This window comes from Wolbachia endosymbiont (group B) of Philonthus cognatus, from assembly GCF_947179345.1.
GTDB lineage: Bacteria > Pseudomonadota > Alphaproteobacteria > Rickettsiales > Anaplasmataceae > Wolbachia.
This window is the reverse complement of sequence record NZ_CAMXBG010000002.1, coordinates 868,609-879,734: the sequence shown is the minus strand read 5'-3', so window position 1 is coordinate 879,734 and position 11,126 is coordinate 868,609. Positions and strand designations below refer to the sequence as shown.

At 32.7% G+C, this 11,126-nt stretch carries 7 protein-coding genes, 1 other RNA gene and 3 pseudogenes; 8 read left to right on the top strand and 3 right to left on the bottom strand.

Annotation, left to right across the window (positions count from 1 at the left end; translation table 11 throughout):
• Positions 1-97: 97 nt before the first annotated feature.
• From ssrA to ONG78_RS05995, 5 genes and pseudogenes are all read left to right on the top strand, one after another.
• Positions 98-433: a transfer-messenger RNA gene (gene ssrA, locus ONG78_RS06015) on the top strand.
• A 16-nt stretch (positions 434-449) separates the two neighbouring features.
• Entirely contained in the window at positions 450-878 is a 429-nt protein-coding gene (locus ONG78_RS06010) for a ClpXP protease specificity-enhancing factor SspB (RefSeq protein WP_264377925.1), read from the top strand.
• Between the two features lie 363 nt (positions 879-1,241).
• A pseudogene (locus tag ONG78_RS06005) lies at positions 1,242-1,863 on the top strand (IS6 family transposase).
• A gap of 163 nt (positions 1,864-2,026) precedes the next feature.
• Entirely contained in the window at positions 2,027-2,695 is a 669-nt protein-coding gene (locus ONG78_RS06000; protein ID WP_012481726.1) for a septal ring lytic transglycosylase RlpA family protein, read from the top strand.
• 294 nt (positions 2,696-2,989) lie between these two features.
• Positions 2,990-4,143, top strand: a pseudogene (locus tag ONG78_RS05995) (IS256 family transposase).
• Between the two features lie 41 nt (positions 4,144-4,184).
• Here the strand turns inward: ONG78_RS05995 and ONG78_RS05990 are convergent.
• Positions 4,185-4,820 (bottom strand): hypothetical protein, encoded by a 636-nt coding sequence (locus tag ONG78_RS05990; protein ID WP_264377924.1) that lies wholly within the window; start codon positions 4,818-4,820, stop codon positions 4,185-4,187.
• Positions 4,821-4,981: 161 nt separating this feature from the next.
• Between ONG78_RS05990 and ubiH the strand changes: the two genes are divergently transcribed.
• A complete protein-coding gene (gene ubiH / locus ONG78_RS05985) occupies positions 4,982-6,151 on the top strand; it encodes a 2-octaprenyl-6-methoxyphenyl hydroxylase (RefSeq protein WP_264377923.1) in 1,170 nt (389 codons plus the stop codon).
• A gap of 46 nt (positions 6,152-6,197) precedes the next feature.
• A pseudogene (locus ONG78_RS05980) lies at positions 6,198-6,819 on the top strand (IS6 family transposase).
• Positions 6,820-6,971: 152 nt separating this feature from the next.
• On the opposite strand, the gene ubiB reads toward ONG78_RS05980, so the two are convergent.
• Entirely contained in the window at positions 6,972-8,393 is a 1,422-nt protein-coding gene (gene ubiB, locus ONG78_RS05975; protein ID WP_264377922.1) for a 2-polyprenylphenol 6-hydroxylase, read from the bottom strand.
• Positions 8,390-9,121, bottom strand: a complete 732-nt coding sequence (locus ONG78_RS05970) for a metal ABC transporter ATP-binding protein (RefSeq protein WP_264377921.1) — start codon at positions 9,119-9,121, stop codon at positions 8,390-8,392. The genes ubiB and ONG78_RS05970 overlap by 4 nt, the downstream gene beginning before the upstream one ends.
• Between ONG78_RS05970 and ONG78_RS05965 the strand changes: the two genes are divergently transcribed.
• Positions 9,113-9,988 carry a zinc ABC transporter substrate-binding protein gene (locus ONG78_RS05965; RefSeq protein WP_264377920.1) on the top strand — a complete coding sequence of 292 codons (876 nt, stop codon included), beginning with the start codon at positions 9,113-9,115 and terminating at the stop codon, positions 9,986-9,988. The genes ONG78_RS05970 and ONG78_RS05965 overlap by 9 nt on opposite strands.
• Positions 9,989-11,126: the final 1,138 nt, after the last annotated feature.

Sequence of the window (11,126 nt, the reverse complement as noted above, 5' to 3'; positions counted from 1 at the left end):
TCTAAAAATATCTCTACTTTGATTATACTAAGATTAGATAAATAGGCGAAGTAATTTTTATATTAATTTTTTAGCTTACAACCGATTTTACGTTCAACAACTTGACATTTATTCAATACTACTGTATAATAAAGATGTGCATTTTTTGTACTATGGCAATAAAATTACCTTGTAATAGGTGTATTGGACCCGAGGGCAGTACTCGGCGCCTCCACCATATTTTTTGATTGATACGGGGGCGAGTAAGGATCGACATGCATAGTAAAGATGGTAGCTTTGCTCGGTTAGATACCACCGCTAAGAGTTCACAATTTAGATGCAAACGATAACTTTGCTGCTGAAGACAATGTTGCATTAGCTGCTTAATTTAGGCACTATAACTTCATTGCTATAAGCACGGTTTAGGGAACGCCGGGTAACAGAAGTTCCCCCAAACATGTAAGGGTTATATGGATAAAACAGATTATCAGAAGTCGCTTAGTTATGCTAAATTTCAAGTTATCAAAAAGGCTTTGAATACTATATTAGATAATGTTTTTACTCCTCACTTAGAAATAGTATTTTCTACGCGCTTTAATGGTGTTGTCATGCCAGACTACTTGAAAGAATCATACCCTACTCAAATGCTTATTATATTACAGCATCAATTTTTTGGTCTAAAAGTTCTTGAAGATAAGTTTAGCGTCAGTTTGAGCTTTCGTGGAAAACAAGAACAAGTCACTGTACCGTTTTTTGCTATTAGTGAGTTTCATGATAAAATTTCAGGAGATACTTTAGTATTTAGCGTTGATTCTGATAAAGAATATGAAAGTGAGAAATGTGCTGAAAAGTCATCAAATGGTAGTATTATATCTATAGATCAACTTTACGATAAGTAGTTACTTCATTTTATAAATAAAAAATATTGTATCTGTTCAGGATATCGACAAGACCATAGAGTAAAAGTGAGTTTATAACAAATGGTATCATTTGAGTAGCTGACATTGGCTTTCACATAAAAAATGTTGTAAAGCGCTTTCATGTTTACCAACGGTTCTGTCACATCTATAAACCATAGGAAAGAAGATCATTAAAGGTGGGATTATAGGAGTTATGAAGCCATTAACATAGCAAAATTCTCAAAAGTAGAAACATTATTTTAATAATTTGTCTTTTTTGAATCATACGAATATTTTCGGTTCTGTCGCATTTGTAGGGAAGTAGAAAGAAGAATGATATAATTGTCTAAAAAAAAAGCAAAGATGTTTCGTATCAATCAAAAATTGTTGCCATATTTCAAAGGATTTAGCTTTTCAGAGGATGTTATCTGTATACATGAAATGTCGATTCTCTTTGAGCTATCGAGATTTGGAAGAAATGATGAGTATAAGGGGAGCAAAATGCTACGTTACAAAGGTGGGTTATCACCACTGATAGATGAGGCAGTAAGGAAAAGAAAGAAGCAGGTTGGTAGTAGTTGGAGAGACTTACATTAAATTAAACGGTAAATGGGTTTATTTATATACTGTACTCTTGTGTGTTAGTAGAGACAAGTCTGCAGCACTTGCATTCTTTCGTAAAGCCTTCAGGAGTAACTATCTTCCTGAGAAAATTGTAATTGATAAAAGCGGCAGTAATACTGCTGCTCTTGATGATTTGAATGCAGAAATTTCTGAAGATTACAGTTCTTCAAATAAAATATCTAAATAATATTGTTGATAGATTTATCAAAAAACTAATAAAGCCAATGCTTGGGTTTAAAAGCTTCCATTCCGCAAAGATTACCATCACAGGCATAGAAAATATTCGTATGATTCAAAAAAGACAAATTATTAAAATAATGTTTCTACTTTTGAGAATTTTGCTATGTTAATGGCTTCATAACTCCTATAATCCCACCTTTAATGATCTTCTTTCCTATGGTTTATAGATGCGACAGAACCTTTTTTAGTGCTGTGCATATTTGGCAGTAGACGTTTACTTATTACTAAATTTATTATAGTATAATTTAAAATCCTCATGGTATCGAACCATTTCACTAAGTACAATGATAAAAAAACTAGCCTTTCTATGTCTAATATTCGTTTTGATGAGTAGTTGTAGTTTTAGCAATAGGTGTAATCACACTGCAGGTCATTATAAAATTGGCAATAGCTATACAATAAATGGTATCACCTACCACCCAAAATACTGTAGCTGTTACGAAGAAGTAGGAATAGCATCGTGGTATGGAATAGAAGATCATGGCACAATTACAGCCAACGGTGAAGTGTTTAATCGTCACTTGATTTCTGCAGCACATAAGACCTTGCCCCTACCCTGCTTTGTTCGTGTTACTAATTTAGAAAATGGAAGAAAGCTTGTTATAAGAGTTAATGATAGAGGGCCATTTGTTGAAGGTAGAATAATAGACTTGTCAGAAAAAGCAGCACAAGTTTTAGGACTTCATAAGTCTGGGCTTGCGAAGGTAAAAGTCGAGTACTTAAGAAAGAGGTCAGAACAATTGATACAAAATACTCCTCATTACAAAAGGCAATATGAAAAAGAAATGCAGAAACGTCACCCAAAACAAAACAATGCAGAAAGTAAGGGATATGTAGCATTTTTTGTAAACGCTCAAGTAGCTAAATCAGCTGCATCAAAGCTTCGTAATCAAGGAATAGAAAATGTTAGATTGCTTTTCAAGAATGATCAATATTGCGTAAAAGTAAGTTAAAACCTGCATTACAGATTGTGTAGCATGCCAGAAACTATTTGACAAATGAGAATGTTCCAAAAGCATGTGCGTCAAGTTGAGAAATTATCGTGAAATATAGCAATATTTAAGATTGGTATTTTATTTGTTACATTTCAGGTAGTGACAGCTACCTAAGCTAGAGCTGTAAAAAATAATCTACCACTCAAGAAATTCCATTAAAAAAATAGCATAATCTTTCTCGGGAGTGTTAAATAAACTGTGTCAAACCGAGAAGTAAAGTAATAAATTGATAAAAAAAATGGAGGTTTGACAATGAGTCAAGCAAACAGAACTACCGGTTTGGTAGACTATAAAGAATTAGAAACAAATATCTTATCATCTATACGAGAAGGAAAACCATTGACAGGAAGAGATGGAGCATTAACACCATTTATAAAAAAACTGCTAGAGGGAAGGCGAGATAGAAAACCATTTGTCGGCTGAAAGCGAAGAAAACAACCGAAGAAATTCAAAGACTTTACGGACAAGTATTTGAACTATTGACACCAAGAGATAGAGAAGGAAGTTTCGAGCCACAAGTAGTCAGAAAAAGGCAAACAACCGAACTTGAAGCAAAGGTTTTAAGTACATATGCCAGTGGCATGGGATATAGCATCGCATGTAGAAGAAATATAAAATATCTGCAGCAGAGATATCAAGTATTACTGACAAATTGTTACCGGTAATCAACGAATGGCGCAGTCGTCCGCTGCAATCTGTATATCCAATAGTGTTCATGGTTTTTTAAGGTCAAGGAGGACGGGCATTGTGTAAGCAAATGTATGTATAACATATTAGCAAAATGGCAGAAAAGAAGTTTTGGGTTTTTATTTGGCTGAAAGTGAAGTTCTGGTTGGGAGTACTAAATGACCTAAAAGAGAGAGGAGTAGATGATATTCTGATATCTTGTGTTAAAAAGCTTTCCTAAAGCTATAAATAGCGTATTTCCTAAAGCAGAAATGTATAGTACATCAGATAAGAAATTCACTGAAATATGTATCGAGCAAAAGTTTTCATGAATGATTTGAAAAAAAAATATCAAGTAGAGAAATAGCCGAGAATTATTTACTTGAACTGGAGGAAAAATGGGGAGAATTATTTACTTGAACTGGAGGAAAAATGGGGAGAAAAATATCCGTTGGTTTTGGGAGAATAATTGGGAAAATCTGTCTAGTTATTTAAAATATTCTGGCCCTGTAAGAAAATTAATTTATACCACAAATCCTATTGAGGGACTACATAGACAGATCAGAAAATTTACTAAAACCAAGGGCTCATTTACTAGCACAAATGCCTTGTATAAACAGGCATATTGTGCTATAAAGAAGGCAGGAGAGAAATGGACTATGCCTATACATGATTGGGCTTTAACTATCTCTCAACTTGATATCTTTTTTCCTGGTAGGTTAAAAATCGAGTTGAACTAAAAATGCGATTTGACACAGTTTATTTAACACTCCCTATTTCTCTAAAAAATACTATCTTCAACTTGAATATGTTGAAAAATATTTTGCGTATTATCCAAAAAGTCATCCTTTATAGCAGCTAGCTCGGATTGTTTTTGAGATAGATTATCTTCTATTGTTCTATTGAAACAATCAAGATCATTGCACTTTAGTTGAGAGCGCATGTCTCCATTTTCATATAAACCTCGTATAACGTCATAATATGCTCGAGTTTCATCAGTTTCTGGTTGTTGCTTTTCTTTGAATATTGCCTTTAATTTCGAATCTATGTCTAATTCTTTTTTTATAGCTTCAGTAGCATTTTCATGATACTGTTTATAATCCTCAAGACTCTTTGATATTTTATTTTTTACTTCGTTTTGTAACATCCCTAGAAAATCTTTAGCATGAGGTTTTTCAATTTTTTCCTTCCACTCATCATACGTATATTCTTGTCGACTACCATATTTTGTATCTTGACACTCACTTCCTATGTTAAACAGCTCTTTGTTACAGATTTTATCACCCTGATAAAAGTAATCGCTTATATTAATTTTATCGCTAGTTAAAGTTTGTCTAATTGCTGCTTTATTTTCTGCAAGTTCTTCTCTGTACTTGCTAATGCAATTTAGTAATTCTTTTTTGCAATCTGTAGTCATAAGCTGTTTCCTTTAATAAAATAAAACCTATTTTAGCATAAAATAATTAATACTTTATTACTAATCTGAGGTATACTAAGGTAGTGATAAGAAGTCTAGCATCTACAAAGTTCGTTTAAACTATTTTCAAAATGGGTAGAATGTAATTTTAGGTTAATAAAATGAATTACGATGTAATCATTTCAGGTAGTGGGCTAATTGGTCTTATTACTGCTATTGGCCTGAGTAATGACTCTGTATCTGTAGCCGTAATTGAGAAAAATAGTTTACCACGTGCAGTTGATGATAATCGAGCATTTGCTATTTCTCAAGGATCAAAAAAAATACTAGAAAAATTAGGGATTTGGCGGCTCTTAGAAGGCGAAGCTGAACCAATACTTGATATATGCATATTAGATGGAGATAGTCCATTTACTGTGCATTATGACCATAAAATGGTTGGTGAAGAGCCAATGGGCTATGTAATCAAGAGCGCTATTATATGGAATGCAATCAATAACAATTTTTTGCATAAACTCAATATATATTCTCCACGTTCCTATAAAACAATCTCTTGTGACGAAGTATACATGGAAGTTACTCTTGATAATGATCAAAAATTGATATCATCACTATTTATCTGTGCTGAAGGTAAAAACTCTAAGTTGCCAGAGTTGTTTTCTATACCAATGATAAAATTTGATTATAAACAAAATAGCATGGTATTTAATGTAAAACATGAACTACATCACCAAAACTTAGCTGTAGAGCGGTTTTTTCCTGGTGGTCCATTTGCAATTTTGCCAATGAAAGGTGGCTATACTTCTTCAATAGTTTGGACAGAAAAATGCGAAATTTCAAAAATGCTGATGAGCTTATCTGAAGAGGAGTTTATCATAGAACTCAAAAAAAGATTTGGTTCTTATTTGGGAGAAATTGAATTAGAGGGTGAAAGAAAATCTTACCCTTTGAGTTTTACTTTTGCGAGAAAGCTTCATAAAAGCAGAATTTTGCTTATTGGCGATGCAGCACATTCAATCCATCCAGTTGCAGGTCAAGGACTGAATCTTGGAATGAGAGATGTAGAGAGTGTTATTAGACAAATAACTGCTGCAAAATCCTCTGGCATTGATGTTGGCAGTAATTATCTATTGAAGAAAATTTCACGTGATAGATACTTTGATAATTTTACTATGGCACTTGCAACTGATGGACTAAATAGAATATTTTCCAACAGAATACTTTGCGTTAAAGTTCTGAGCAATCTTGGTTTAATGGTAGTTGAAAATTCAGATTTTCTTAAAAAAAGCTTCGTTCGACATGCTATGGGGTTGGTTCTGTCGCATTTGTAGGGAAGTAGAAAGAAGAATGATATAATTGTCTAAAAAAAAAGCAAAGATGTTTCGTATCAATCAAAAATTGTTGCCATATTTCAAAGGATTTAGCTTTTCAGAGGATGTTATCTGTATACATGAAATGTCGATTCTCTTTGAGCTATCGAGATTTGGAAGAAATGATGAGTATAAGGGGAGCAAAATGCTACGTTACAAAGGTGGGTTATCACCACTGATAGATGAGGCAGTAAGGAAAAGAAAGAAGCAGGTTGGTAGTAGTTGGAGAGACTTACATTAAATTAAACGGTAAATGGGTTTATTTATATACTGTACTCTTGTGTGTTAGTAGAGACAAGTCTGCAGCACTTGCATTCTTTCGTAAAGCCTTCAGGAGTAACTATCTTCCTGAGAAAATTGTAATTGATAAAAGCGGCAGTAATACTGCTGCTCTTGATGATTTGAATGCAGAAATTTCTGAAGATTACAGTTCTTCAAATAAAATATCTAAATAATATTGTTGATAGATTTATCAAAAAACTAATAAAGCCAATGCTTGGGTTTAAAAGCTTCCATTCCGCAAAGATTACCATCACAGGCATAGAAAATATTCGTATGATTCAAAAAAGACAAATTATTAAAATAATGTTTCTACTTTTGAGAATTTTGCTATATTAATGGCTTCATAACTCCTATAATCCCACCTTTAATGATCTTCTTTCCTATGGTTTATAGATGCAACAGAACCCCTGAAAATACCTTGATAATTCGAGTGAATGTGAACCTGAGTGGTTTCAAGACTGAAATAGTTGTTGTAAACTTGCTTTTATTATCTTTTAGTTTAAGAAATTAAAAATTTAACGATGAGAATTATAATTACAGACCAAAGTAAAAAGTAGGCTTTTCCATTTGATCTATTTTTCACTTGTAATTTTTTGTCAGCTATTAGGTTTAATTTTTCTATAAGGCTAAATATTCCTTGGATTGTTTTGATGGGATAAGAGCTTTTAATTTTTTCCCTATACCCTATTTTACTTTCATGTTGACTGTTTATCCATGTTTCAACTACTTTCCACATATTGATTTCTGGATAGACTTTCCTACATGTTCCTTCTAATAAAATCATAGTTTTCTGCAGCAATAACAATTGTGTTTGAACTTTCATATCAAAATCACCAGTTATTTTTAGTAGCTGAGTAAGTAATCGAGCAAATGAAATCTTCTGTATAGGCTGTCCAACAATGGGCTCACCTATTGCTCTGCAAGCTGTAACAAAATTTCTATGCTGTGATGGAACATAACCAGCTTTAAAGTGCATTTTTGCAACGTGATCGTAATCCCGATTTAAAAATCCCTTGAGTATCTCTATAACGTAGTAGCATGTCTCACGATCTATTCTACCCATGATTCCACAATCCAGGGCAATAATATTGTTATTACTATCGATCATTAGATTTCCTGGATGCATATCAGCATGAAAAAAACAATCCCTATACACTTGATTACAAAATGATTCTATAAGATTGATAGCTATTTGCTTGCGGTTATTCAGCTTTTCAACTTCGTATATTGGTATAGCTTCCATCCATTCTAATGTTAAAACCTTTTTTGAAGTTCTACTCCAATCTATTTCAGGTACGTAGAAACCTCTGTCATGTTTAGTATTTTCCTTCAGTTCCGAAGAGTGGGCAGCCTCAAAGCGTAGATCTAACTCTAATCGGCAAATTTCAGCAAAAGTTTTGACTAATTCAACTGGCTTCAGCCTTTTTGATTGTTCACTAAATTTTTCTGCAATTTCTGCAAGCCAAGAAAGCATTTTTATATCCCTTGAGAATGTTTTCTCAATATTTGGCCTCAAAACCTTTACAGCAACTTCCTTACCCTCAATTGTAACTGCTCTATGCACCTGAGAAATTGATGCTGCTGCAATTGGCTTTTCAGAAAAACTTGAAAAAATGTCGCTTAATTTACAATTAAACTCACTTTCTATAGTTTTAACTGCTATTTTATACGAAAATGATGGCAATCTATCACATATCAATAGCAAGTTATTTGTTATGTCCTCATTTAAAATATCAGTGCGTGATGAAATGGATTGCCCAAATTTAATGAACACCGGACCTAATCTTTCAAGAGCACGCTTTAGTTTATGACCTTGTATTTTATTTATTGATTTTTTTGATGGTGGAAGTAAATAAGGTAACACATTGTAGCGTGTTAGCACTGTAGTTATTTGCAGAAGACGTAGAATATTTTGAATCATTTCGCTGCGTAACTGCCAAATATTTCATTTATCTCCATAATTTCATCAGGTTTACCTTGATAATAGATAGTATTATTTATGCAAATTATATAATCTGAGGATGGTAGAGCAGAGTTAAGGTCATGAGAAGTCATGAGAATCGACACTGATCGTTCTTTTGCGATTTCATTTATAATATCATAAAATTTAGCTCGTGCGTTAATATCCATTGCACTGACTGGTTCATCTAAAATGATCAAATCAGATTCTGAAATTAAACAACGTGCAAGTAGTAGTAGTTGTGTTTGTCCTGCAGAAATTTCTAATACTTGATTCTTTAAAATGTTACCGATGCCAACCAATTCTATCGCTTCTGTAACGATAGATTGATTTTTTTTGAATCTCTTCGAGGAGCTATTGAAAAGGAAAGACTCAACTGTTATTGGCATCAAATTACCAATACTAAAATTTTGTGGCATATAGCTAATTTTTACATTATCGGCAAATAAAATACTGCCAATATAGCCTTTATTTATACCAGCAACTGCTTTCACTAAAGAGGTTTTACCTCCGCCATTTGGACCAAGTATTGTAACTATATCTCCTCTTTCTACTGATATATTGATATTATCAAGAACTTTTTTACTACCATGTGCAAGAGTAAGGTTTTCTATTTTTAGAATGCAGTTATTGACATTACTTAATTTTTTGTCAAAAATTGACTTCTTCTCAATATTTATATGAGACATTTACTGATTTTTTTTCTATTACTTTCACTTACACTATACTACAATAGTGCCTTTTCATCCAATTTAAAAATTGTAGCTACAATCAAACCTATACACTCACTTGTAGCTTCTGTTACAGATGGAATTTCAAAGCCAGAATTACTAATGTACGAAATAGTGTCTGAACATAACTACATGCTCAGGCCTTCAGATGCAAGTAAATTAGAATCTAGTAATATTATATTTTATATCGATGATTCTTTGGAAACATTTGTTAAAACTTTCGCTAAAGAAAATAAGAAGTTAATACCGCTATCAAGTGCAATCGATCTACTTCCTGCTCGACCACATTCGTTTTCTAGTCACATTCAAGATGAAAAAGATTTTCATATTTGGCTGAGTCCTGAAAATGCAAAAAGTATGATACTTTCTATCAGTGCAACATTATCTAATATAGATAAAGAAAATGCCTATCGATACAATACTAACGCAGAGGAGGCTATAAGAAAGATAGACCAAGAAGTAGAAAAAATTACGAAAGAATTGGATGAGTTAAAAAATCAAAAATACATAGTTACTCACGATGCTTATCAATATTTCGAAAAATATTTTGATTTAAGTTACCCAAGCGCCATTCTTTCTATAGAAGAGGATTCTTACATAGGTATGAAGAGTTTAATGAAATTAAAAAAGGTAATGAAAGAGGAGAACGTTAAATGTATTGTTTCTCATTCACGAGAGGATAGCATAAAGCCTAATGTCTTTTCTAGTGACGTAAAAATGGTGATTCTTGATCCTATTGGATCAGATGTAGAGCCTGGAAAGGATGCATATCTAGATATAATCAGCAGCATTGCACAAAATTTCAAGTCTTGTTTCACTGAGTAATGAGTTCTTTTATCTATTCAGATAGCATTGCAAACTTAGTGCTTTCTATTCCAATCACAACTATACCGACATTATCTACCAGAAGTATATCATCCCAGTCTGGGATTCAGTTAAGTTGGTAAGCATAAAAATATTATGTTAAAGCACAACGTTCTTGATGAGATTAGGGCAAGCCAATGTCAGCTACTTGAATGACACCATTTGCTATGCCCTCAAAAATGAATGCTCGTACAGCTGTGTGCCAGCTACTTGCATCTGCTATTTTTACTCATAATTATCTTGCCTGAACGAACTTAATTTCAAGTAGTTAATTATAGAAATAATCGTATAAAAAAAAAGAAGATAACCAATATCTTCTTTTACTCTAATTAAAAAGACATTGAATTGTAATTGTCTATTTCATCTGATATAAGCGATAATTTTATGCTCTCAAAACGGAGATTACTTGCAATATCTGTTAACTGTTCACTAAGGTTACTTTTTCTGGTGAATGGTGTTCAGGAGCTTTTAATTTTCTATTACAGTCAGCCTTACACTAAGATCTATTAATTTTTGTCAATAAATCATTACCCTCGTATTTATTTTCACACTGTCTGTGGCACAAATTAAGTAAATCAACACCATGCACTGTCAATGAAGCAGAATCTTGTGTAAATTTTACCATAATATACTCCTTAATCTGATTATATCTATATTAACATATAAATGTGAATATCATACTAATATAGTTACTTTTTATGGCAAGTGGTTTTTGGTTATTTTCTAAACTTTCTTTATAAAAACCATAGGCGCCTATGGTTTTTAGCTAAAGTAAAGATCAAGTATCTGGCATTCTGGACATAAAATCCTCCTGTGTAAAAAAGATTAGAAAAAAAGTGCGGCGCACATACGACAGAGATTAAGTATGTGTGTGCACCCACGTACGCTGAAGAAGATACGCCACATTTTTTAATGAGTTTGATTGTTTAATGAAAAAAGTCTGCAGATAAAGATAAATTTTGAGCTCTTAAAATATCTTTTACTATGATTATAGTCAGATTTAAAATATGCGCAAGCAATTTTTTTCTGTAAAAGTTTAACAAAAGAATTCAAAAGTTTGTGAACAACCTCTAAGTGTATGGTCCCAGAGTGTGATGGT

Coding starts and splice junctions, on each gene's coding strand:
- ONG78_RS05990 (WP_264377924.1), bottom strand. CDS start 4,820: ATGACTACAGATTGCAAAAAAGAATTACTAAATTGCATTAGCAAGTAC.
- ONG78_RS05965 (WP_264377920.1), top strand. CDS start 9,113: ATGAGACATTTACTGATTTTTTTTCTATTACTTTCACTTACACTATAC.
- ONG78_RS06010 (WP_264377925.1), top strand. CDS start 450: ATGGATAAAACAGATTATCAGAAGTCGCTTAGTTATGCTAAATTTCAA.
- ONG78_RS05970 (WP_264377921.1), bottom strand. CDS start 9,121: ATGTCTCATATAAATATTGAGAAGAAGTCAATTTTTGACAAAAAATTA.
- ubiB (WP_264377922.1), bottom strand. CDS start 8,393: ATGATTCAAAATATTCTACGTCTTCTGCAAATAACTACAGTGCTAACA.
- ONG78_RS06000 (WP_012481726.1), top strand. CDS start 2,027: ATGATAAAAAAACTAGCCTTTCTATGTCTAATATTCGTTTTGATGAGT.
- ubiH (WP_264377923.1), top strand. CDS start 4,982: ATGAATTACGATGTAATCATTTCAGGTAGTGGGCTAATTGGTCTTATT.